Here is a 22549-nt window from a genome sequence, read left to right as displayed (position 1 = left end):
GGTCCCGATCGAGGACCGGTCCGGGTCGACGCCGGCTCGTTGAGCCCGACCCGCCGCTCAAGGTCGCCTCGCCCCGTCGCAGCCGCCTCCTCGAACAGCTTGTCGAGGCCGGCCCGGCGGTCGAGGCCGCCCTGGTCGTGCACCCGAGGCCCGTGGTTTTGAGGTCATCCGCTCCCCCCGAGGGGCTCGCCGCACCGTCGGCGAGCCCCTCGGCCTTTCCCCCGCCTCCGCCCTCCTCACCGTCCCCACCGGCGCCCTTTCGCCTTCCCGGCCACGTTGGCGCGCGGGTGCGCCCTCGGTCCTCCCGCACACGTTGCCGCGCGGGTGCGGGCTCAGCCCCACGTGCTGGCCGCCGCACACGTCGCGCCGACCACCACCGCACCACATCCCGCCGCACCGGCGCCGGAGCGGGCGGCGGAGGGCCGCACGCAAGGCTCGGCCCTCACGCACGCCCCTGAGGACGTGGGCGGCGTACCTGGGCGAGCCAGCGCGAGCAAGACAGCCTCAGCGACACGGCCCGGCGGCACGGCCTGGGCGGATGCGCGCGACAGGCTTGCGTGGGCGACATCGCAGCGCGATCAGCGGCACGAGCCGTCCTGCGGGGCCACGACTGACAGGCACGGGCGTCAGGCGGCATCGCGGCGGCATGCCAGCCGTCCACGCACCACACCCGCCCCGCAACAGCGCGCACTTCGAGGCGTCGGGGCTGCGTCACGTGGCGCGCGCAAGCAGCGTGACCGCGACGAGCGCGGCGCAGCCACTCACCGCACGGGGAAGCTCGCACCCGCACGATCGCGCCGACGCGGGAGGACGACCGCGTCGGGCGGCAGGCGGCCGTCTCAGTCACCTCGACGGCCCTGGGAGGGCGGTGCGGGAGCGCGTGGCCGTGGGGCCCGGGCTCCCTTGGCTATCCCGCCAGTGGCACGTTCACGTCCACCGGCAGCTGGGGCTGGGACGGCACGCCGAGGATGCTTTCGACGGTCGTCACGAACGTCTCCGCCTCGGCGAGGATCTCGTCGGCGTCGGCGGCGCTGACGCGGCGGACCATGCCCGCCTCGGCGGCGGCCCGCTTGGCGGCGGTGGTGGAGAAGTAGCCGGCCCACTCCGCCAGGTCGGGCTCGGCCTCGGGCAGGAGGTCCCAGGCGCTGCGCAGCCGGCGGCGGCGGCCCTCGGTGGGGCGGGGGTGGGCGGCCAGGATCGCCGCTGCGGCTCGCAGTGCCGCCAGGTGGGCGGCCACATATCGGGATGCCGGGGTGCGAGCGGCGCTCGCCTCCGCCAGGCAGGAACGTGAATCGGTCAGGTGTGCCCGAACCGCAGGCGACAGCCGGGGCCCGGGCGTTTCTCTAGGCCGTGGTGCCATCTTGCGCGCCTCCTTTGGAGTCGTGGGCGGCGGCCGGCTTCTGCGCCGATGGAGCCAACAATCGCAGACGCCACCGACATTTCCGCCGGGCAGGCCGGACGAGGAGCTTCCCCTCTCCCCGTCCGGCCAGGACACGCCCACTCGTCTCCGCCGACGACGAGGACGCGCCCTTCGCCCGAGAACCTGGCCGCGGGAATCGCTTGGGGAAGCGAACGGCCCGCGACCAGGCTCTAGTGACGTTGAGCCGCGAGCCTCACCGTCACTAGGTCGAACATAATTTCGATCACGCCCCGTTGTCAACCGATCCACGAACACAGGTTCGATGACCATGAACGAAAGTGCCGGTGAAAGACGAAAAGCCGCCGCCGCGGGTTCGGATGCGGCGACGGCGAAGCGGTGCTGTCAGGGCGGTGTCAAGGCACGGCCCCCGCCGGGGAGCGGCTCAGACGACCGAGATGGCTCCGGACGGGCAGAGGGTGACGGCGCGGCGGACGGCCTCCTCCAGCTCCTGTGGCGGCTTGTCCTGAAGGACGACGACCGTGCCTTCGTCCTCGCTCTGGTCGAACACCTTCGGCACCGTCAGCGCGCACATGCCCGCGCCGATGCACACCGTCGTATCTGCCTTGATTTCCATCATGACCTACCAAGTGACAGGGAGGCGGTGCACCCCGTAGATGGTCATGTCGGAGCGCATCGGCACCTCCTCGGGTGTTACCGCCAAGCGTAGGCCAGGCAGGCGCCGCAGCAGTGCCGGGTAGGCGATGCGCATTTCGGCGCGGGCGAGCTGCTGGCCGAGGCACTGGTGGATGCCGTGGCCGAAGGTGAGGTGCCCGCCGGCGGGCCGGGTGACGTCGAGCCGTTCGGCGTCGGGGAAGCGGGAGGCGTCGCGGTTGGCGGCGGGCAGGTGGATGGTGACGGACTCGCCGGCCTTGATGGTGACGCCCTCGATCTCGACGTCCTCCAGCGCGGTCCGTACGGGGCCGAGGTGGATGATCGTGAGGTAGCGCAGCAGTTCCTCGACGCCGTTCTCGACGACGGAGGGGTCGTCGCGCATGGCGGCGAGCTGGGCGGGGTTCGTGAGCAGCGCGTACGTGCCGAGGCCGAGCATGTTGGCGGTCGTCTCGTGCCCGGCGATGAGCAGGAGCACCCCTACGCCGGTGAGCTCGTCGTCGGCCAGCTCGCCGCTCTCGGCGAGCCCGCTGAGCAGGTCGTCGGCCGGTTCCTTGCGCTTGCGCTGGATCAGCCCGTGCAGGTACGCCGAGACGCGCCCGAGCGCCGCGACGGCGTCGTCGACCTTGGTCTCCAGGTTGACCAGCAGCTTGCTGTCCGCCTGGAACCGGTCGCGGTCCTCGTACGGCACGCCGAGCAGCTCGCAGATCACCAGCGACGGGATCGGCAGCGCGAACTCCTGCACGAGGTCTGCGGGCGGCCCCGCGGCCTCCATGGCGTCGAGGCAGGTCTCGGTGATCTCCTGGATGCGCGGCTCCAGCATCTTCATCCGCCGCACGGTGAACTGGCCGGTGAGCAGTTTGCGGTAGCGCGTGTGCTCGGGGGCGTCCATGCGCAGGAAGAAGCCGGGCGGCACGCGCATCAGCTCGGGCCGCATGGCGGCCTCCATCCTGGCGGAGCGGATGGGCGGGTGCACGTTGTTCTCGGGCCGGTTGCTGAAGTGCGGGCCGGCCAGCACGGCGCGGGCGGCGGCGTAGCCGGTGACGAGCCAGCCCTGATGGCCGTCGGCGTACGTCATGCGGTGGATCGGCGCCTGTTGTCGCAGCGCGGTGACTTCGTCGGGCGGGTCGAGCGGGCGCTGGCGGGCGGTGGGCAGGGTGAGTTCTGACATGTTCCGCTCCCTTCCGAGCTCTCCCTCCCAGAAAACATCAACGGATGCAAAGTTTCAATGGATGAAAACAATAAGAGTGTGCAGTATAGTTCCGGCATGGTGGAAGGACTCCGTGAGCGCAAGAAGCAGCGCACGCGGCAGGCGCTGATCGAGGCGGCGCTGCGGCTGTTCGAGGAGAAGGGCTTCGAGGAGACGACACTCGCGGAGATCGCCGAGCAGGCCGACGTGTCGACCCGCACGTTCTTCAGCTACTTCGCCAGTAAGGAGGACGTGGTCTTCTACGACACCACGGCCCGCCTGGAGGCGGCGATCAGCGCCATGGAGAGCAGGCGGCCCGGCGAGACGGTGACCGGCGTGCTGCTGCGGATCATCGAGGAGAGCTTCGAGCAGGCGGCCTCGTACCAGGACCTCACGCCCGCCGACGCGGCGCTGCGCATGCGGCTGATCCTCACCGAGCCCGCGCTGCAGGCGCGGGCCCTGCTCCTGCTGTTCGACAGCCAGCTCAGGCTCGCCAAGGGGCTGCACGACGCGTTCCCCGGCCTGACGATGGCCGACGCGGCGGCGGCCGTCGGGGCGCTCATCGGGGCGATCAAGCTGACCGTGATGGCGACGCTCGACGACGAGCAGACGCTGGAGGACATCCTGGCCACCGCGCACCGCGCCGCCGAGGTCGCGATCTCCGGCCTGCGCACCCTCGGGTAGGGAATGCCCTTCCCCCGTACGCTCTCGCGTGGAAAGCGCCCGGCACTTTTGAGAAGCTGTCCCGCGGAACCTCGGGGGAAGGAGAGCGGATGGCGACCTCCCAGGGGCGCGGCGGCCGCGTGGGCCTCGTGCTGCTGGCTCTGGGGCCGGCCCTGGTGGCGGCCTACGCGGGCGCCGGTTACGTGGCCATCAAGGCGGCGGTGCGGGCGCAGGTCACGGGGCCCGAGTGGGCCGGCCATAAGGCCGACACGGCCGAATTCACCTCGCTGGGCGTCGACACCTGGCGGCTGACCTGGTGGACCGCCCTGGTGGTGGGGCTCGTGGCGGTCCTCTACCTGCTCTTCGGGGTGCTGCTGCGCCGCGGGAGCAGGGGTCGCACGCTGATCCTCGTGGTGTCGGGGCTGCTGATCGTGCCGTACGCGCTGGGGTTCGGGGTCGCGCTGTTCAACCCGCCCGCCATGCTGGCGAACCTCTACGACAATCCCGACTTCCTCGCCGGCCTGCCCGCGTGGCAGCCGTTCACCGCCTGGCTGCTGCTGGCCGCCGGGCTGGCGCAGGCCGTGGGGATGGTGCTGGCCACCACGCGGATCGGGCGCGCGCCCGCTCAGCCTCAGGTCGGCAGCCCGAGCTGACGCCCGCCCCAGGTCAGTGGCTCGCGCCGACACCCGCCCGTACGACTGCCGCGATCAGGTCGCGGGCCGAGCGGGGCGCGTCCAGGAACGCGGGCAGGTCGCTCCTGCGGGCCTCCAGCAGGCCGGCGCCGATGTTGGCGAAGGTCGACATCGTGTGACCCGCCTGGTACGCCTCCAGCCCGGCCAGCCCCGCCCGCGCGGCCCCCAGCGGCACCGGAAGGTAGCTGACGGGCCGCCCCAGCACCTCCGACAGCACCTCGGCCAGATCGTGCCCGCCGACCGCGCTCAGGCCCTCCAGCTCGTACGTCCGGCCCGCGTGCCGCCGCTCGCCCCCCGACACGACGTCCTGCCACGCCTCGGCCGCCACGCGCACGGCCACGGCCGCCAGGTCGTCCCGCGCCACCACCGACACCCGTCCCGCGCCGAGCGGCGCCGCGAACACCCCGCTCTCCGCCGCCGCCGCGGCACCCATCAGCGCCAGCCCGGCCGGGATCTCGGCGTACAGCCCGTTGCGCAGCACCGTGACGTCGAACGGCGCCTCCGCCAGCCGCGCCTCGGTCCACCGGTGGGCCAGCGCGATCGTCAGCCGCTCCCCCGAGGCCGCCAGGCTGGTGTAGATCACGTGCTCCACGCCCGCGTCGGCCGCGGCCCGGACGGCCGCGCCGTGGCGGGCGAGCACGACGTCGTCCTCGGCGTACCCGGCCGACACGAACACCAGCACCCGCGCCCCCTCGAACGCCTCCTTCAGCGTGTCGGGGCGGTCGAAGTCGGCGTGCCGCACCGCCGTACCGTCGCCCGACCTGCTGGCCCCCGCCACCTCCAGCCCGCCGGCGGCCCGCAGCCCGCCGAGGATCGCCCCGCCCAGTGCCCCGGACACGCCCGTAACGACAATCATGAGTCCCCCTAGTGTGATGAGTGCGAGGAACCCAGGATGGGCGAGGCCGCGCGCCCGCCGTAAGGAGGCACTTTCATGTCAGTCGCGCACACCGAGGTAACCCCTCAGGTCGAGGGGCAGGTCACGGGGCCCTGCGGGGACGACGACTGCGGCATCAGGGACGTGCTCGACCGCATCGGCGACAAGTGGACGGTGCTGGTGCTGGTGGAGCTGTCCAAGGGGGTGCGGCGCTTCAGGGAGCTGCACCGGGCGGTGCCCGGCATCTCGCAGCGCATGCTGACGCTGACGACCCGGCGGCTGTGCCGGGACGGGCTCGTCGAGCGCACGGCGTACCCGACGATCCCGCCGCAGGTCGAATACCGGCTCACGCCCATGGGCCGCAGCCTCGCCGAGGCCGTGCGGCGGCTGGCCGACTGGTCGCGCGAGCACAAGGACGCCATGGACGACGCCCGCGCCCGCTGGGACGCCGGCCACGGCCTTGACAGTGACGACTGAGTGAGGACTAGCAGCGGGACCAGGTCGCCCAGCCGTGGCGGGCGCCGGTGACGGCCCAGCCCTCGGGCGGCGGCCCGGCGTCCTCTTGGACGACGGCGGTGCAGGCGCCGGCGGGAGGCGTCGTGCCGTGGAAGCGCTCGATCCCGGTCCACCACACCCGGTACGACAGCGGGACCCACACGTTCCACCGCACCCCGGCCTCCACCGCCACCCGCCCGGGCGGCGCGGGCGCGGGCAGCCGGTCGGGGCCGGGGGCGGGCGGGCTGGGCGCCAGGTGCGCGATGAACGCGAGGTGGATCAGCGCCAGCACACCCACGACCGCCGTGGCGGGCCGCCGAGCGAAAGCCGCCGTCGCGGACCGGGACACCGTCGAGGGCCTGAACGCCGTCGCGGGTCTGGACGCCGTAGCGGCCTTGAGCGCCGTCGCGAGCCGCTGGATCGGGGCCGTCGCGGGCCGGCCTGCCGGAGTCGCCGTCGCCGGCCGTGCGAGCAGGGCCGCGGCCGTCAGGCAGGCCAGCAGGGCCAGGGCCGACAGGGAGGCGGTGACCAGGTCGAGCGCGTCGAACGTCCGGGTGAGGAAGATCACTTCGGGGAAGTCGAAGGCGATGAACGCGTGCCGGTGCAGCCGGTCCCCCGCGTACCAGGCCGTCACGCCGCCGGTCACGGCGAGCAGCCCGACGGCGGCGAGCGCGCACCGGGCCACCGCGAGCCGCCGGGCGCGCAGGAGGGTGAGCAGGCCCGCGAGCGTCCAGGCCACGGCGACGCACGACAGGTAGCGGCCGTAGGCGAAGTTGCCGACCCGGTGCTCGTCCGGCAGGGCGGCCGAGGAGGCGTACGCGATGCCCAGGGTCGCCGCCAGCAGCGCTCCCGCCAGGACGCGCGGCGCGAGCGGCGCCGAACGGCGGGCGAGCAGGGCCGCCGCGCCCGCGAGCCCGACCCCGGCCAGGCCCCACGTGCCGGTGACGAGGTACCAGAGCTGGCCGGCCGCGCCCGACAGGGCCCACGCCTGGCCGTCCACGCTGGTGAGCCGCTCGACCAGCAGCGCCGACAGGTCCCGCGGTCCGCCGGGGTAGAGCGCGGCCCGCAGCGCCACGTTGAGCGCGTCCCCCGCCACCGCGCCCGCGACGGCGCTGGCCAGCGTGGCGATCAGCGCGGCGCGCGGCAGCCTGCGCCAGAGCGCGACGGCCACGAGCAGGCACACCGCCACGATCACGGTGCCGCGCAGGTGCGTCGCCATCGCGTACGCCGCCAGCCCGCCCGCCACGGCCCCGGCCACCACCCGCCGCCGCTCAGCCCCGCCCGCGACCAGGTCGTGCAGGGCGGTCAGCCAGGCGAGCACGACCACGGGCAGGATCGCGTCGGCCAGCGCGAACCCCGAGAACACCAGCAGCGCGGGCGACAGCCCCGCCACGAAGGCGGCGACCAGGGCCGCCCGCCGGTCCAGCCGCAGCCGGCGCAGCAGCACGTACGCCATCGGGTACGCGCTCGCCGCCGCCATCGCCCCCACCCCCACGGCCAGCCGGTACGCCAGTGCCGGGTCCGAGGTGAGCCAGAAGATGGGGACGAGCAGCAGCGCGTACCCGGCCTGGTAGAAGGTGGAGCCGGACAGGTCGGCCCCGGCGCCGCCGGCCAGCCATCGGGCGGCCAGGAGGTAGCCGGTCTCGTCCGGGTTCGCCACGGGCATGGTGTGGTAGCGGTTCAGCCACAGCCGCAGCGCGACCTGCGCGAGCCAGCCGGCGGCGAGCAGCCACCACACCCGGGCCCCGGCCGCGCCGCTCCGTCCGCGGACGGGCGGAGCGGGCGCGTCCACCATGAAAGCCGTCATCATGAGTTCCCCCCAAGGTCCGGGGGAAGCTCACCAGAGGGCGGATAACCGGCCTGTCACCGTTTCCGGTTATGCGGAGGTTATGCGGGGACGGGCAGGCTCGTACGGGCTCAGGCGCGCTTGTACGCCCCCCTGACGTGCACGGGGACGCCCTTGCCGAGCAGGCCGGGCAGTTCCTCGGCCACGTTCATGGGCATGCGCACGCACCCGTGGGAGGCCGGGTAGAGCGGCACCGACAGCGCGCCGTGGAAGGCGATGCCGCCGTTGAAGAAGATCGGGTTGTACAGCTCGCCGAGGTACGACTTGTGCCAGCCGCTCGCCCGCCACGTGGTGCGGTAGTTGCCCGTGGGCGTGCGGGCCGAGCCGCAGAAGCGCTGCTCCTTGCCCTGCCAGGTGGTGGTCTCGCAGTAGGGGATGCCGCTGCCGGAGGAGATGTGGGTGATGAGCTTCACCTGGCCGCGCACGTACAGGACCATGATCTGCTTGGTGAGGTTGACCTCGGCGCGGGTCGCCTTGCCGCCGGGGACCAGGACCTTGGGGGCGCGCGGCGCTTCCAGCGCCTCCCAGGTGCGCTTGGCGATCGTGCTGGTCGGCTTGATGCCGTTGACCTTCTGGAACGCCCACACGGCGGCCAGCGTGGTGCCGCCGTACTGGCCGTCGGCCTTGCCGGGGCGGTAGCCGAGCTCGGTCAGCCGCTGCTGCATCCAGGTGACGGCCTTGCCCTTGGCGCCCAGCCTGAGCGTCTTGCGCGGCGCGGTGACGGCGGCCTCGGAAGCGGCCTCGGAAGCGGCTTCGGGGGCGGCGGCCGGGCCTTGCTGGGCGGCCGCGGGCGGGGGGACGGGTGGGAGAGGCGTTTGCGCCGGACGTTCCATGTGCTGCGTGCCGCAGCCCGAGACGACGACCGCACCGGCCGTCAGAAGAGCAGCCACCCCGGGCAGCCGTTGAACCCGCACCCGTACCACCTCTCCTAAAGATCGGATCTGGGGACCCTACACCACTCCCCCAGAATGGGTAATAGAGGCGTCAACCTGTTTAGAGTGTCTCCATGCCTGAGAAGTTGCCCGCGAACGCCGTCCTCGTCGAGTCCGCCCTGCGCGCGCTGGGGGCCGCCGGTGAGATCGTGGTCCTGCCGGAGAAGGCGCCCACGGCCGCGACCGCGGCGGCGCAGCTCGGCTGCGAGGTGGGCGCGATCGCCAACAGCCTGATCTTCGACGCCGACGGCGCGCCGCTGCTCGTGCTGACCAGCGGCGCCCACCGCGTCGACGTCGAGCTGATCGCCCGCACGGCGGGTGTGCGGAAGGTACGCCGGGCGACGCCGGAGTTCGTCCGGCAGGCCACCGGGCAGCCCATCGGCGGGGTGGCCCCGGTGGGGCATCCGGCGCCCGTGCGCACCCTGGTCGACAACTGGCTGGGCAAGCACGAGGTGGTGTGGGCCGCGGGCGGGCATCCGCACACGGTGTTCCCGACGACGTTCGACGAGCTCGTGCGCATCACCGGGGGCACGCCTGCGGACGTCGAGTAGTGTGCGACGGGTGATCGAGTTTCGCGGGGCCGGTCCGGCCGAGTTCGCCGAGCGGCTGGATACGGTGATCGACATTTACACGGCGGCCATGAATCCGCCGGAGGATCAGATCACCGGCCGCAAGACCATCATGCGAAATCACGCGACATATCCCCATTTTCAGTGCTATTTCGCGGAATTGCGTGAATCATCCCCAGATGCGCCTGCCCCGGAACCTCTGACCGTCGGCTTCGCGTACGGATTTCGCGGCGTACCCGGGCAATGGTGGCACGACGTCGTCCTGCGGGGCCTGGAGGACCGGCTGGGCACGGAGGCCGCCAACGCCTGGATGGGGCACGCGTTCGAGCTGGCCGAGATCCACGTCCACCCCGACTACCAGGGCAAGGGCATCGGCCGCGCGATGATCCGGACCCTCTGCGCCGGCCGCCGCGAACGCTCCGCCGTGCTGTCCACCCACGACCAGCCCACCGCCGCCCGCCACCTGTACGCCAGCATGGGCTTCACCGACCTGCTGACCAGGTTCGTCTTCCCCGGCGGCTCCGAGGAGTACGCCATCGCGGGCCGGCCGCTGCCTTTGTGAAGCCATGACCTGCGGGTTTGCCGTCGCATGACGCAGGGCATGCTCGAGGACAGCACGTGACCGGCCCTTTACCCGCCGGCCGACGGCCCCTGCCCGTCACCCGCCCGGTCCCCCTGCGGACGGGTGGCGGGCGCTCACCTCTCGCGAGCTCACGGGTGCTCACTCTCGGTGAGCGTCGCTCATGTGGCGGCCGGCACCCGCTCCAGCCGCTGGAACACCTCGCGCGACGCGCTCGACCGGTTGAACGTGATGAAGTGGATCCCCGGCGCCCCCTCGTCGAGCAGCCGCTGGCACAGCTCGGCGCCGTGCTCGATGCCGAGCTGCCGCACCGCCGCCGGATCGTCCTTGACCGCCTCGAACCGCGCCGCCACGTCGGGTGGGAACGGCGCCCCCGAAAGCTGCTCGGAGCGGGCGATCGTGCTCATCTGCGTGACCGGCATGATGCACGGGATGATCGGCGTGTCACACCCCTTGGCCGCCACCCGGTCACGCAACCGCAGGTAGTCGTCGGCCTGGAAGAACATCTGGGTGATCGCGTAGTCGGCCCCGGCCCGGCACTTGCGTACGAAGTATTCGACGTCGGACTCGACGGACGGCGAGCGCGGATGCTTGTAGGGGAAGGCGGCCACGCCGACGCAGAAGTCGCCCGCCTGCCGGATCAGCCGCACCAGCTCCTCGGCGTACAGGACTCCCTCCGGGTGCTGGACCCACTCGCCCATCGGGTCGCCCGGCGGGTCGCCGCGCACGGCCAGGATGTTGCGCACCCCGGCGTCGGCGAAGCGGCCCACGAGGTGACGCAGCTCGCGGACCGAGTGGTTGACGGCGGTGAAGTGCGCCACAGGGGTGAGAGTGGTGTCGTGGGCGATGCGCTCCACGATGTCGACGGTGCGGTCACGGGTGGAGCCGCCGGCGCCGTACGTGACCGACACGAAGGTCGGACGCAACGACTCCAGCTCCCTGATCGCCCGCCAGAGCTGCCGCGCGCCCTCGTCGGTCTTCGGGGGGAAGAACTCGAACGAGAACGACCGGCCACCGGAGGCGAGCATCTCGCGGACGGTGGGAACACGATCGGGCCGGATGGAGGATCGACCAAGCGCCATGAGCCAAGGTTACCGTCACATGTGCGAACCAGCGGGTGAGAGGAGCCACCTGGAGATCCTGACCTGTCCCCGCGGCCACTAGTCTCAGGGGCATGACCACTCACGCCGCCGGCATGGAGACCCTGCGCGCGCAGGTGGAGCGCGCCCTCGCGGAGTTCGTCGAGCGGAAACTGCCCTCGGGCGGCGACCCCGAGTTCGCGCCGCTGCGCACGGCCGCCGACGAGCTGCTGTCCGGCGGCAAGCGGCTGCGCCCGGCGTTCTGCTACTGGGGCTGGCGCGGCGCCGGCGGCACCGACGAGCCCGGCGTCTTCACCGCCGCCGCCTCCCTGGAGCTGCTCCAGGCCAGCGCGCTCGTGCACGACGACGTGATGGACAAGAGCGACCTGCGCCGGGGCATGCCGTCCGCGCACCGCCGCTTCCAGGCCATGCACGAGAAGTCCGGCTGGCACGGCTCGGCCGAGCAGTTCGGCGAAGGCGCGGCCATCCTGCTCGGCAACCTGCTCCTCATCTGGTCCGGCGAGATGTGGCGCACCAGCGGCCTGCCCCGCGAAGCCCTCGACGCCGCCCAGCCCGTCCACGACCACATGCGCAGCGAGCTCATGTGCGGCCAGTACCTCGACCTGCTGGAGCAGGCCCACGGCGAGAACACCTTCGAGTCCGCGCTGCGGGTGGCGCTGTTCAAGAGCGGCAAGTACTCGGTGGAGCAGCCGCTCAGGCTCGGCCTCGCCCTCGCCGCCCGCGAGCTCACGCCCTGGATGGACGAGCTGTGCACCGGCTACGGGCGGCGCGTGGGGATCGCCTTCCAGCTCCGCGACGACATCCTCGGCGTCTTCGGCGACCCCGCCCAGACCGGCAAACCCGCCGGCGACGACCTGCGGGAAGGCAAGCGCACCATGCTCGTCGCCCGCACCCTCGCCGCCGCCTCCCCCGCCGACGCCGACACGGTCCGCCTCCTCCTGGGGGATCCGGGCCTGGACGAGGCCGGCGTCGCCACGCTCCGGCGGATCATCGAGGACACGGGGGCCTTGCAGGAGTGCGAGGACCTGATCGGCGACTACCTGAGCCAGGCCCTGTCGGCCCTGGAGTCGTCCCCGGTCACCCCTGAGGCCCGCAAGGCGCTCACCGAGCTCGCCATCGCCGCCACCTCCCGCAAAACCTGACCTGCCCTGAGGCGGTGCCGGGCAGGCGCCGGGCGGGAAGTCATGCGTCATGCCGCGGCACGGCCCGGGTCGACGCAGGCGACGGCCGGGATGCGGGCGCGGGGATCGTTAACCGGCCTGTTGCCTGCTCGCAATGGAGGGGCGGGTACCGGCATGGTTCCCTATGGCAGCCCAATGTCAGGATGATGAGTCACGCCTTCCTGCCCGCTCGCACCGGGCAGGAAGGCGTGTCTGGACATTGTTCATCATCAGGTGGGAGTTCGTAGTGGTTCAGCATGTTCTGGTCGCCCCCGACAAGTTCAAGGGGTCGCTGACGGCTGCCGAGGTCTGCTCCCGGGTGTCGGCCGGGCTGGGCGTGCCCACGGTGGAGCTCCCGGTCGCCGACGGCGGCGACGGCACCGTGGACGCCGCCGTGGCCTGCGGCTTCGAGCGGGTCACGATCGACGTCACCGGGCCGACCGGCGAGCGGGTCGCCGCCTCGTACGCCTGGCAGCCCGCCGGCACGGCCGTGGTCGAGCTGGCGGAGGCGTCCGGCCTGCGGCGGCTGCCCGGCGGGCGCGAGCCGCTGACCGCGACCAGTTACGGCACCGGCGAGCTGATCGCCGACGCCGTGCGCCGCGGCGCCAAGCGGGTGGTGCTCGGGCTGGGCGGCAGCGCCTGCACCGACGGCGGCGCCGGCATGGCCCAGGCGCTCGGCGCCCGCCTGCTGGACGCCGAGGGCCGCGACCTGCCGAGGGGTGGCGCGGCGCTCAAGGAGCTGGCCCGCATCGACATGTCGGGCTTCATCGAGGTCTCCGGCGTCGAGTTCGTGGTCGCCAGCGACGTGGACAACCCGCTGCTCGGCCCGCACGGCGCCGCCGCCGTCTACGGCCCGCAGAAGGGCGCGACCCCCGACGACGTCAGGACGCTGGAGGCGGCGCTGGCCCGGCTGGCCGCCGTCGCCACCGCCACGCACGGGCTGATGGGCGCGGTCGAGCACGACGACGTCGTGCGCGCCATGGGCGTCGCGGGGGCGCCGGGCGCGGGCGCGGCCGGCGGGGTCGGGTTCGCGGCGCTGGCGTTCCTGCACGCCGAGATCAGGCCCGGCATCGACTACCTGCTCGACCTGCTCGGGTTCGGCGAGCTGGTCAAGGGGGCGCGCCTGGTGATCACCGGCGAGGGGTCGCTGGATGAGCAGTCGCTGCGCGGCAAGGCCCCCGTCGGCGTCGCCCAGGCCGCGGCCAGGGCCGGCGTGCCCGTGGTGGCCGTCTGCGGGCGGCGCACGCTCGCCGACGCCGAGCTGAAGGCCGCCGGCATCGAGGCCGCCTATGCCCTGACCGACCTGGAGCCCGACCCGGCCCGCTGCATGGCGGAGGCCGGGCCGCTGCTCGAGCGCCTCGCCGCCCGGATCGCCGCCGACCGCCGGCTGGGGGGCGATGGATGACCCCGTTCGATCTCGTCGTCAGGTCGCGCAGGACCGTCACGCCCGAGGGCGAGCGCGCCGCCGCCGTCGCCGTGCGCGGCGAGAGGATCGCCGCCCTGTACGACTACGCCGCCCCCCTGCCCGCGGCCGAGGAGGTGGACCTGCGCGACCTGGCGCTCCTGCCGGGCCTGGTCGACACGCACGTCCACGTCAACGAGCCCGGCCGTACGCACTGGGAGGGCTTCGACTCCGCCACCAGGGCGGCGGCGGCCGGCGGCGTCACCACGATCGTGGACATGCCGCTCAACTCCCTGCCGCCCACCGTCTCCTGCGACGCGCTCGACGCCAAGCTGCGGGCCGCGGAGGGGCAGTGTCACGTGGACGTCGCGTTCTGGGGCGGGGCCGTCCCCGGCAACGTCAAGGACCTGGCGCCGCTGCACGGGCGCGGGGTGCGCGGGTTCAAGTGCTTCATGTCGCCGTCGGGCGTGGAGGAGTTCCCGCCGCTGGCCGACGGTGAGCTGCGGCTCGCCCTGGAGGAGGTCGCCGGGTTCGGCGGGCTGGTGATCGTGCACGCGGAGGACCCGGAGCTGCTGGCCGAGCCGGAAGGACCCGGCTACGCCGCGTTCCTGGCGTCGCGGCCCGGCGCCTCCGAGCGCAGCGCCGTCGCCCGGCTCGTGCGGCTGGCGGAGGAGACCGGCTGCCGGGTGCACGTCCTGCACGTCTCCAGCGCCGAATGCCTCGACGTGCTGGAGGCGGCGCAGGCGCGCGGCGTGCCGGTCTCCGCCGAGACGTGCCCCCACTACCTGACGCTGGCGGCCGAGCAGGTGCCCGAGGGCGGCACCGCGTACAAGTGCTGCCCGCCGATCCGCTCGGAGTCCAACCGCGACCTGCTGTGGGACGGGCTGCGGCGCGGCGTGCTGAGCTGCGTCGTCTCCGACCACTCGCCCTCCACGGCCGACCTCAAGGTGCCCGACTTCGCCGCCGCCTGGGGCGGCATCTCCTCGCTCCAGCTCGGGCTGACGGCGGTCTGGACGGAGGCCGCCCGCCGCGGGCACGGGCTGGCGGACGTGGCCCGCTGGATGTCGGCCGCCCCCGCCGCCCTGGCGGGCCTCCCCGGCAAGGGCGGCATCATGGCCGGGAACGACGCCGACCTCGTGGCGTTCGACCCCGCCGCCGACACCCTCGTGGACGCCGCCCGCCTCCACCACAGGCACCCCGTCACCCCGTACCACGGCCGCACGCTCAAGGGGGCCGTCCTGACCACCTGGCTGCGCGGCCGTCCGGTGGACGGGCGGCCGCACGGACGACCGATGCTGGAGGCCCGCGCATGAGTCCTTTCACCCGGCTGCCCGACCTGGCCCTGCGCACGCTCGGCGGCTCGGTCCTGGCCGCCAGCGACGAGTCGTTCGCCGAGAAGGAGAGCCTCATCAGGCCCGGCAGGCCCGGCTTCCGGCCCGGGACGTTCGGCAGCAAGGGGCAGGTCTACGACGGCTGGGAGACCCGGCGCCGGCGCGCGCCGGGGCACGACTGGGCGCTGGTGCGGCTCGGCATCCCCGGCGTGATCCGCGGGGTCGTGATCGACACGGCCTGGTTCAAGGGCAACTACCCCACCCACGCCTCCGTGGAGGCCGCCTGCGTCGAGGGGCACCCGTCGCCGGCGGAGGTGCTGGCGGCGCCCTGGACGGAGGTCGTGCCGCTGTCGAAGCTCACCGGCGACGCCGAGCATCCCTTCGACGTCCACGACGAGGGCCGCTACACCCACGTACGGCTGAACATCCACCCCGACGGAGGCGTCGCCCGGCTCCGCGTGCACGGCGAGGCCCGCCCCGACCTCAGCATTTACGACGGCCTCGGGCTCGACCTGGCCGCGCTCGCCAACGGCGGGCTCGTCACCGCCTGCTCCGACGAGTTCTACTCCGCGCCCAGCAACGTGCTCGCGCCCGGCCTGGCCCGGCACCAGGCGGAGGGCTGGGAGACCGCGCGGCGGCGCGACGGCGGCAACGACTGGCTCGTCATCCGGCTCGCCGGGCGCGGCGTCGTCAGGCTCGCCGAGATCGACACCACGAACCTGCTGTTCAACGCGCCCGCCGCGGTGACGCTGACGGGCCTCGACGGGGACCGCGAGATCGAGCTCCTGCCGAGGACCCGCCTGCAGCCCGACACGCCGCACCGCTTCCGGCTCGGGCGCGAGGAGCCGGTCACGCACGTCCGCGTGGACATCCACCCGGACGGCGGCCTGGCCAGGGTCCGCCTCCACGGACACCTGGCCTGAACACTCCTCCTACTGCCAGAGGTAGACGAGGCTGCCCGCGGGCCGCTCGCTGTTGGGCAGCGGCCGCTGGTACTGCACCACGCCGCCGCCGCCCAGCCGCTGCACCCGCACCTGGAACCCCAGGGCCTCCAGCTCGGCCTTCGCGTCGTTGACGTTCTTGCCGATCACCCCGGGCACCAGGGCGAACTGCTCGTCGTCGCGCGCCTCGCCGTGCCTGCGGAAGAAGTCCCAGATGTCGCTCTGGCAGCGCGACACCGTCACCATGACCTGCGCGCCCTTGTCGACCTCGGCCTTGGCCTTGGGCGCCTGCGCGATGACCGTGCACGGCTCGGCGTCGTCGTCGACCTCGTTGACCTGCACCTGGAAGCCCTGGCGGGTCAGGAACTCGGCCGCCTGGTCCTTCGGCATCCCGCCCACGTCGGGCATGGTGAGCCCGGCGCTGACGTAGATGACGACCTTGGTGCCCTCCTTGAGCTTCTCGCCCGCCTGCGGCGAGGTGCGGATCACCTTGTCGCGCTCGACGTCGGGGTTGGCCAGCCGCTTGACGCCGCCGACGTTCAGCCCGGCCTTGGCGATCTCGGCGCGGGCCTCGTTGGCGGTCTTGCCCTCGACGTTGGGCACCACGATGCGCTTGGGGCCGAGCGAGAGCACCACGGTGATCGTGGAGCCCTTCTCCAGCTCGACGTTCGCGGCCGGGTCGGTGCTGAGGACCAGGCCCTCGGCCACCTTCTCGTCGTACTGGCCGTCGGCCTTGCGCACCAGCAGCCCGGCGCCCGCGAGGTTCTTCTCCGCCACGGCGAGGTTCTGGCCGATCAGGTCGGGCACCTTGACGTACTCGGGCTGGGCGAAGTACCACCCCGTCACCCCGACCGCCGCCACCATCGCGACGGCCAGCGCCACCAGGAACCAGTTGGGGCGGAACCCGCGCCGCCGCTCCGGAGCCTCCGCCCGCGGCTGGACCAGCGTGTGCGCGGGCGCTGGCTGCGGCATCGACGCCGCGCCGGAGTGCGCGCCGTGCGGCGGCGCGGCCATGCCAGGTCCGGGGCCGGGGCCGGGGTAGGCGCCCTGCGGCAGCGCCATCGTCGCGTGGGGCGCGGCGAGCGGCTGCGAGTGCGACATCACCGGGCCGGTGCCCGGCGGGATCGTCGTGCGCGGCAGCATGCGGTGCGCGTCGACCGCGGCCACCAGCATCGCCGTCGCGTCGGCGGGCCGGTGCTCGGGCTCGCGCGCGGTCGCGCTCGCCACCAGCGTGTCGACCAGCGGCGGCACCTCCGGCGCCACCGACGACGGCGCCGGCACCGTGTCGTGGACGTGCCGGTAGGCCACCGACATCGGGGTCTCCCCGTCGTACGGCTGCTGCCCCGTCACCAGCTCGAACAGCATGATGCCCGCGGCGTAGACGTCGCTGCGCACGTCGGCGGCGCCGGTGATGACCTGCTCCGGCGCCATGTAGCCGACCGTGCCGATCATCACGCCGGTACGGGTCTGGTTCGTCGCCTCGATCGCCTTGGCCAGGCCGAAGTCGACGACCTTGACCCGGCCGTCGTCGGTCATCAGGACGTTCTCGGGCTTGACGTCGCGGTGGACCATCCCGGCCTGGTGGGCGGCGCCGAGCGCGGCGAGCACCGGGATCATGATCTCGAGCGCCTCGCGGGCGGGCAGCCTGCCGCGCTCCCGCAGGATGTCGCGCAGGGTCCGGCCCGGGACGTACTCCATCGACAGGTAGACGACGTCGTTGTCGGTGCCCTGGTCGAAGACGTGCACCACGTTGGGGTGCGAGAGGCTGGCAACCGACTTGGCCTCGCCGATGAACCTTCTGACGAACGCAGGGTCCTCGGCGAGCGAGCGGTGCATGACCTTCAGCGCCACCGTCCGGTCGAGCCGGATGTCGAGCGCCAGGTAGACGGTCGCCATACCGCCCCGGGCGATCCGGCTCTCGATGCGGTAGCGCCCATCGAGGAGCCGCCCGACCAGGGGGTCCGCAGTCGTCGTATCCACCCCGCCGAGTTTACGGGCGTTTTGCCACCGGCATGGCCCTGGCGCCCGAAACCGATGCGGAGACGTTCTCCACGGAACGTCCCCGCCCGGTCGCGCAGCGGCATCGGCCCTGAAGGCGCGCCGCTGTCAAGGGGCCATCGGGGACGACGCCTCGGCGTAGCGGCGGCGCGGGATGCGGCCCGCCTGCCGGGCCAGCCGCCCGGCCGTCACGGCCGCCTTCATGGCCGCCGCCATGAGGTCGGGCCGCTGTGCCCGGGTGACCGCCGTGGCCAGCAGGACGGCGTCGCAGCCCAGCTCCATCGCCAGCGCGGCGTCGCTGGCCGTGCCGATGCCCGCGTCGAGGATGACCGGCACCGAGGCGGCCTCCACGATGAGCTCGATGTTGTGCGGGTTGCGGATGCCGAGCCCCGAGCCGATCGGCGCCCCCAGGGGCATCACGGCGGCGCAGCCGGCCTGCTCCAGCCGCCGCGCCAGCGCCGGGTCGTCGCCGATGTACGGCAGCACCACGAACCCCTCGGCCACCAGCCGCTCGGCCGCGTCGAACGTCTCGATCGGGTCGGGCAGCAGCGTCCGCTCGTCGGCGATGACCTCCAGCTTGACCCAGTCGGTGCCCAGCGCCTCCCTGGCCAGCCGGGCCGTCAGCACGGCCTCGCCCGCGGTGAAGCAGCCCGCCGTGTTCGGCAGCACCTTGATGTCGCGCTGGCGCAGCACGTCGAGGACGGAGCCGCGGGTGCCGGGGTCGAGCCGGCGCATCGCCACCGTGGTCAGCTCGGTGCCCGACGCGACCAGCGCCTGGTCGAGCACCTCCAGCGAGGGCGCGCCGCCGGTGCCCATGATGAGCCGGGAGGAGAACTTCTCCCCGGCGATGATCAGATCATCCACCTTGCACCGCCGTCAGCACCTCCACGCGGTCACGGTCGCGCAGCGCCGTCGTCTCCCAGGCGCCGCGCGTGACCACCTCGTCGTTCACGGCCACGGCCACTCCGGTGGTGGCCGAGGTCAGCGTGTGTACGGCCTGGGCCACGGTCATGCCGTCGGCCACCTCGTGGGTAGAGCCGTTGATCACAACAATCATGAAATTTCCCGAAATCTCCCTGGCGCGCACAGCGCCGCCAGCTCGCTCTCCTCACCCAGCAGGATCGCGGTCGTGAGCGGGGCCAGCAGGACGCCGCCCCGGTGATGCCCCGTCGCGTACGCCAGCCCCGGCGTCCCGCTCGGGCCGATCAGCGGAAGGTTGTCCGGAGTGCCCGGACGCAGCCCCGCCACCACGTCGGCGACCTCCAGCTCGGTGACGCCCGGCACCAGCTCCCTGGCGTCCCGCAGCAGCTCGTAGAGCCCGCCCGCCGTCACCTTCGTGTCGAAGCCCATCTCCTCCTGCGTGGCCCCGACCACGAGCTCGCCGTCGCCCCGGGGGACCAGGTAGACGGGCGAGCCGTGCACGGTGCCGCGTACACACCGGCTGAGCAGCGGCCGCGGCGAGCGCAACCGCATGATCTGCCCCTTGACCGGCCGCACCGGCACCTCGGCCAGCTCCGAGCTCCACGCCCCGGCCGCCACCACGACCCGCTCACCCCGCACCTCACCCCGCGCCTCGCCGGGCACCTCTCCCGGGCCGTGCTCGGGCTCGTGCTCGTGCTCGGGCTCGTGCTCGGGCTCCTGATCGGAGGACGGCGGGGCGAGGCGTACCCCCGCGACCCTTCCGCCCTCGTACAGGAGCCCGGTCGCGCGCGCCCGCACCACGGGGACGCCCAGCCGCTCCAGCGCGGCCAGCAGGGCCGCCGTCACGCGGCGCGGGTCCACCCACGCGTCGCCCGGCGCGAGCAGGCCGCCGCGCACGGACGGGGCCAGCATGGGCTCCAGGCGGCGGCACTCACGGCCGGTGAGCCGCTCGACCGGCAGCCCCAGCTTCTCCATGTACGCGGCCAGCTCGCCCAGCGCGGCCATGTCATCGGCCCCGAACGCGACGTCCAGGGTCCCGTCGGCCCGCAGATCCAGCGCCCGCGCCTCGGCCCGCGCCACGCCGCCCTCTGCCGTGAAGCCCGCGTCGGCGGCCAGCTCGGCGGCGAAGGCGGGCCAGCGCCGCAGCGAGGCCACCCCCAGCCGCAGCAACGGCCCCTCGGTGTAGGTCACCTCGCTGACCGGCGCGAGCATCCCCGCCGCCGCGTACGAGGCCCCCTTGCCGGGAGCCGGATCCACCACGGTGACGGGCCGCCCCTCGCGCGCCATCCGCCAGGCCACCGAGAGCCCGACGACCCCGCCACCCACGATCACATCCACCTGCGCTCCCTTCGCCGGCATGATCCGGATCAGGTGTCTTGCGGTCGAAGGCCCGTGAAAGCCTTCCTCTCAGCCCGGTGAACGGCCGGACTCCCGCGCGTCTTACCCGAACAGCCTACGGCCTCGGTGCGACGCCCGGGCACGCCCCCCGTTATGGTCATGAGCGTGAACCATGTCGTGGTGGTGGGAGCCGGCCTGGCCGGAGTGCGTACGGTGGAGGCCCTGCGCGGGCGCGGCTTCACCGGCCGGATCACGCTGATCGGCGAGGAGCGCCATCGGCCCTATGACCGTCCGCCGCTGTCCAAGGCGGTGCTGAAGGGCGAGGCCGACACCAGCTACGTCGACACCGACCTCGACGCTCTCGGCGTCGAGTTCTGGGCGGGCGTCGCCGCCAAGTCGCTGCGTCCCGGCGTCGTGGAGACCACCGAGGGCGAGGTCCCCTACGACGGCCTCGTGATCTCCACCGGCGCCGACCCGATCCGGCTGCCCGGCGACGGCCCGCAGCACGTCCTGCGCACCATCGACGACGCCCACGAGCTGCGCGCCGTGCTCGTCCCCGGCGCCCGCGTCGCGATCATCGGCGCCGGCTGGATCGGCGCCGAGGTCGCCACCGCCGCCCGCCGCGCCGGCTGCGAGGTCACGGTCATCGAGAGCGCCTCCACGCCGCTGTCGACCGCCGTCGGCACCGAGATCGGCGGGCGCACCCTGCCCTGGTACGACGGCCTCGACCTGCGGCTCGGCGTCATGGTCGACTCCGTCGACGAGGGCGGCGTGCGGCTGGTCGGCGGCGAGTTCGTCGACGCGCACGTCGTCGTCACCGGCATCGGCGTCCGCCCCGCCGTCGAATGGCTCGCCGACGCCGACATCGACCTGCACAACGGCGTCGTCACCGACGAGCACCTGCGCGCCTCGCTGCCCGGCGTCGTCGCCGTCGGCGACTGCGCCGCCTGGTGGTCGCGCCGCTGGCGCACCCGCCTGCGGGTCGAGCACTGGGACACCGCCCTCAACGCCCCCGAGGTCGCCGCCGCGACGCTGCTGGGCGAGGAGGCGGTGTACGACCCGGTGCCGTACTTCTGGTCCGAGCAGTTCGGGCACATGCTCCAGTACGCCGGCCACCACCCCGCGGGCGACCGGCTCATCTATCGCGGCGAACCCGAGGACAAATGGTCGGCCGTCTGGCTCACCGCCGACGACACCCTCGCCGCCGTCCTCGCCGTGGACCGGCCGCGCGATCTCGTCCAAGGACGCCGTATCATCGACGCCGGGTCCCGTCTCGACGCGGAACGCCTGGTAGATCCACAAGTACCCCTACGGGATTGTGTTGTTTGAGCAAGCACGCCATGTGGTAGTTGTGGTTTCGTGACGCTTTCTGTTGCACAGATCGACCGGGAGACCGACCAGCTCGTAGACGAGTGGCTCACCCTCCCCGAAGTGGCCTCGCGCCTCGATCTCCCGATCGGGCGGGCCAAGCAACTCCTCCGGGACCACAAGCTCCTCGGCGTGCGCCGGGGCAGCGGCGGGCCGCAGGTGCCCGCGGTGTTCCTCGACGGAAAGGACGTGATGAAGGGCCTGCCAGGCACGCTCACCGTGTTGCAGGACGCCGGCTACGACGATGTCGAGGCGCTGCGCTGGCTCTTCACCCCAGACGAGTCCCTGCCGGGGTCGCCCATCGAGGCGATCAAGGCCGGCCGTCACACTGAGGTCAAGCGGCGTGCCCAAGCCCTCGCTTTCTGAGGCCCGCCTCTATCTCTGCACAGACGGCCGCCGCGACCGCGGCGATCTGGCAGAGTTCCTCGACTCGGTGCTGGCCGGCGGCGTGGACATCATCCAGCTGCGGGAGAAGGGCCTGGAGGCCCGCGAAGAACTCGCGCTCCTCGAAGTCTTCCGCGACGCCTGCGACCGGCACGGCAAGCTGCTGGCCGTCAACGACCGGGCGGACATCGCCTACGCCGCCCGGCCCGACGTGCTCCACCTGGGGCAGGACGACCTTCCCGTGACGGTCGCGCGAGAGATACTCGGCGACGACATCGTCATCGGACGGTCCACCCACTCCACCGCCGAGGCATCCGCCGCGGCCGTGGAGGAGGGCGTCGACTACTTCTGCTGCGGCCCCATCTGGCCCACCCCGACCAAGCCCGGCCGCCCGGCCCCCGGCCCGCCGCTGCTCCGGCACGCGGCGTCGCTGGACACCCCGCGGCCGTGGTTCGGCATCGGCGGCATCGACCTCGCCAACCTCGACGAGGTCCTGTCGCTGGGGGTGCGGCGCGTGGTGGTCGTACGCGCGATCACCGAGGCCGACGACCCCGGGGCGGCGGCCGCGGAGTTCGCCAAGCGCCTGGCCACGGCCTGACCACTCGGGCGCCCGCCTGCACCGGCGGGCCGCCCCCCCCACCCCCCGCCCCCCCCCGAAACCGGGGTCCCCCCCCCCCCCGCCCCCCCCCCCGCCCCCCCCCCCCCCGCCCACCCTGCCGCGTGCGCCGCCACGGAGC

At 73.4% G+C, this 22549-nt stretch carries 23 protein-coding genes and 1 riboswitch; of the genes, 12 read left to right on the top strand and 11 right to left on the bottom strand.

Annotated elements, in window-relative coordinates; translation table 11 throughout:
• Window positions 1–907: 907 nt before the first annotated feature.
• The 3 genes from HCN51_RS51840 to HCN51_RS51830 all read right to left on the bottom strand — a co-directional run bounded on the left by HCN51_RS51840 (window position 908) and on the right by HCN51_RS51830 (window position 3200).
• Complete coding sequence (locus HCN51_RS51840) at window positions 908–1360, bottom strand: SAV_6107 family HEPN domain-containing protein (protein WP_080041109.1); 453 nt, start codon at window positions 1358–1360, stop codon at window positions 908–910.
• A 442-nt stretch (window positions 1361–1802) separates the two neighbouring features.
• Complete coding sequence (locus tag HCN51_RS51835; RefSeq protein WP_230466410.1) at window positions 1803–1997, bottom strand: ferredoxin; 195 nt, start codon at window positions 1995–1997, stop codon at window positions 1803–1805.
• A gap of 3 nt (window positions 1998–2000) precedes the next feature.
• Window positions 2001–3200, bottom strand: a complete 1200-nt coding sequence (locus HCN51_RS51830) for a cytochrome P450 (protein WP_168020603.1) — start codon at window positions 3198–3200, stop codon at window positions 2001–2003.
• A 96-nt stretch (window positions 3201–3296) separates the two neighbouring features.
• Between HCN51_RS51830 and HCN51_RS51825 the strand changes: the two genes are divergently transcribed.
• Together HCN51_RS51825 and HCN51_RS51820 are read left to right on the top strand one after the other, a co-directional pair.
• Window positions 3297–3902 carry a TetR/AcrR family transcriptional regulator gene (locus HCN51_RS51825; protein ID WP_168020601.1) on the top strand — a complete coding sequence of 202 codons (606 nt, stop codon included), beginning with the start codon at window positions 3297–3299 and terminating at the stop codon, window positions 3900–3902.
• A gap of 89 nt (window positions 3903–3991) precedes the next feature.
• On the top strand, window positions 3992–4534 hold the full coding sequence (locus tag HCN51_RS51820; protein ID WP_168020599.1) for a hypothetical protein: 543 nt from the start codon (window positions 3992–3994) through the stop codon (window positions 4532–4534).
• 13 nt (window positions 4535–4547) lie between these two features.
• Here HCN51_RS51820 and HCN51_RS51815 read toward each other — a convergent pair whose 3' ends face one another.
• Window positions 4548–5429: a Rossmann-fold NAD(P)-binding domain-containing protein gene (locus HCN51_RS51815; RefSeq protein ID WP_168020571.1), complete on the bottom strand. Its 882-nt coding sequence runs from the start codon at window positions 5427–5429 to the stop codon at window positions 4548–4550.
• Between the two features lie 75 nt (window positions 5430–5504).
• On the opposite strand from HCN51_RS51815, the gene HCN51_RS51810 reads away from it, so the two are divergent.
• On the top strand, window positions 5505–5924 hold the full coding sequence (locus HCN51_RS51810) for a winged helix-turn-helix transcriptional regulator (RefSeq protein ID WP_168020561.1): 420 nt from the start codon (window positions 5505–5507) through the stop codon (window positions 5922–5924).
• Window positions 5925–5931: 7 nt separating this feature from the next.
• Here HCN51_RS51810 and HCN51_RS51805 read toward each other — a convergent pair whose 3' ends face one another.
• Entirely contained in the window at window positions 5932–7752 is a 1821-nt protein-coding gene (locus HCN51_RS51805; protein WP_168020559.1) for a hypothetical protein, read from the bottom strand.
• 107 nt (window positions 7753–7859) lie between these two features.
• On the bottom strand, window positions 7860–8702 hold the full coding sequence (locus HCN51_RS51800; RefSeq protein ID WP_346434117.1) for a L,D-transpeptidase family protein: 843 nt from the start codon (window positions 8700–8702) through the stop codon (window positions 7860–7862).
• A gap of 92 nt (window positions 8703–8794) precedes the next feature.
• Here HCN51_RS51800 and HCN51_RS51795 point away from each other — a divergent pair, with 92 nt between their 5' ends.
• Both HCN51_RS51795 and HCN51_RS51790 read left to right on the top strand, forming a co-directional pair.
• On the top strand, window positions 8795–9271 hold the full coding sequence (locus HCN51_RS51795) for a YbaK/EbsC family protein (RefSeq protein ID WP_168020557.1): 477 nt from the start codon (window positions 8795–8797) through the stop codon (window positions 9269–9271).
• Window position 9272: 1 nt separating this feature from the next.
• Window positions 9273–9851, top strand: a complete 579-nt coding sequence (locus HCN51_RS51790) for a GNAT family N-acetyltransferase (protein ID WP_346434116.1) — start codon at window positions 9273–9275, stop codon at window positions 9849–9851.
• 179 nt (window positions 9852–10030) lie between these two features.
• Here HCN51_RS51790 and metF read toward each other — a convergent pair whose 3' ends face one another.
• On the bottom strand, window positions 10031–10951 hold the full coding sequence (metF, locus tag HCN51_RS51785) for a methylenetetrahydrofolate reductase [NAD(P)H] (protein ID WP_080041117.1): 921 nt from the start codon (window positions 10949–10951) through the stop codon (window positions 10031–10033).
• A gap of 92 nt (window positions 10952–11043) precedes the next feature.
• Between metF and HCN51_RS51780 the strand changes: the two genes are divergently transcribed.
• The 4 genes from HCN51_RS51780 to alc all read left to right on the top strand — a co-directional run bounded on the left by HCN51_RS51780 (window position 11044) and on the right by alc (window position 15785).
• Complete coding sequence (locus HCN51_RS51780; protein WP_168020555.1) at window positions 11044–12111, top strand: polyprenyl synthetase family protein; 1068 nt, start codon at window positions 11044–11046, stop codon at window positions 12109–12111.
• Between the two features lie 265 nt (window positions 12112–12376).
• Window positions 12377–13534 (top strand): glycerate kinase, encoded by a 1158-nt coding sequence (locus HCN51_RS51775; protein WP_346434115.1) that lies wholly within the window; start codon window positions 12377–12379, stop codon window positions 13532–13534.
• A complete protein-coding gene (gene allB / locus HCN51_RS51770; protein ID WP_168020550.1) occupies window positions 13531–14844 on the top strand; it encodes an allantoinase AllB in 1314 nt (437 codons plus the stop codon). Before HCN51_RS51775 ends, allB begins: the two co-directional genes overlap by 4 nt.
• The gene (gene alc / locus HCN51_RS51765; protein WP_168020548.1) at window positions 14841–15785 is read left to right on the top strand and encodes an allantoicase; all 945 of its coding nucleotides are present in this window, start codon (window positions 14841–14843) and stop codon (window positions 15783–15785) included. Before allB ends, alc begins: the two co-directional genes overlap by 4 nt.
• 9 nt (window positions 15786–15794) lie before the next feature.
• On the opposite strand, the gene pknB is transcribed toward alc, so the two are convergent.
• From pknB to HCN51_RS51745, 4 genes are all read right to left on the bottom strand, one after another.
• A complete protein-coding gene (pknB, locus tag HCN51_RS51760; protein ID WP_168020546.1) occupies window positions 15795–17783 on the bottom strand; it encodes a Stk1 family PASTA domain-containing Ser/Thr kinase in 1989 nt (662 codons plus the stop codon).
• A 126-nt stretch (window positions 17784–17909) separates the two neighbouring features.
• Window positions 17910–18665, bottom strand: a complete 756-nt coding sequence (locus tag HCN51_RS51755) for a thiazole synthase (protein ID WP_168020544.1) — start codon at window positions 18663–18665, stop codon at window positions 17910–17912.
• Entirely contained in the window at window positions 18658–18858 is a 201-nt protein-coding gene (thiS, locus tag HCN51_RS51750; RefSeq protein WP_185106778.1) for a sulfur carrier protein ThiS, read from the bottom strand. The genes HCN51_RS51755 and thiS overlap by 8 nt, the downstream gene beginning before the upstream one ends.
• Window positions 18855–20060 (bottom strand): FAD-dependent oxidoreductase, encoded by a 1206-nt coding sequence (locus HCN51_RS51745; protein WP_346434114.1) that lies wholly within the window; start codon window positions 20058–20060, stop codon window positions 18855–18857. The genes thiS and HCN51_RS51745 overlap by 4 nt, the downstream gene beginning before the upstream one ends.
• Window positions 20050–20167: riboswitch (TPP riboswitch) on the bottom strand. (Overlaps the previous gene by 11 nt.)
• A 52-nt stretch (window positions 20168–20219) precedes the next feature.
• On the opposite strand from HCN51_RS51745, the gene HCN51_RS51740 reads away from it, so the two are divergent.
• From HCN51_RS51740 to thiE, 3 genes are read left to right on the top strand one after another with little or no spacing between them, the layout of a single operon-like run.
• Entirely contained in the window at window positions 20220–21389 is a 1170-nt protein-coding gene (locus tag HCN51_RS51740; protein WP_168020540.1) for an NAD(P)/FAD-dependent oxidoreductase, read from the top strand.
• Window positions 21390–21419: 30 nt separating this feature from the next.
• The gene (locus HCN51_RS51735; protein ID WP_080041120.1) at window positions 21420–21794 is read left to right on the top strand and encodes an Rv2175c family DNA-binding protein; all 375 of its coding nucleotides are present in this window, start codon (window positions 21420–21422) and stop codon (window positions 21792–21794) included.
• A complete protein-coding gene (gene thiE / locus HCN51_RS51730; RefSeq protein WP_080041119.1) occupies window positions 21772–22410 on the top strand; it encodes a thiamine phosphate synthase in 639 nt (212 codons plus the stop codon). Before HCN51_RS51735 ends, thiE begins: the two co-directional genes overlap by 23 nt.
• Window positions 22411–22549 lie beyond the last annotated feature (139 nt).

This window comes from Nonomuraea composti, from assembly GCF_012034275.1.
In the GTDB taxonomy this organism is placed as follows: domain Bacteria; phylum Actinomycetota; class Actinomycetes; order Streptosporangiales; family Streptosporangiaceae; genus Nonomuraea; species Nonomuraea composti.
Note: the sequence above shows the minus strand (reverse complement) of the source record. Positions and strands in the feature narration are given on the sequence as shown.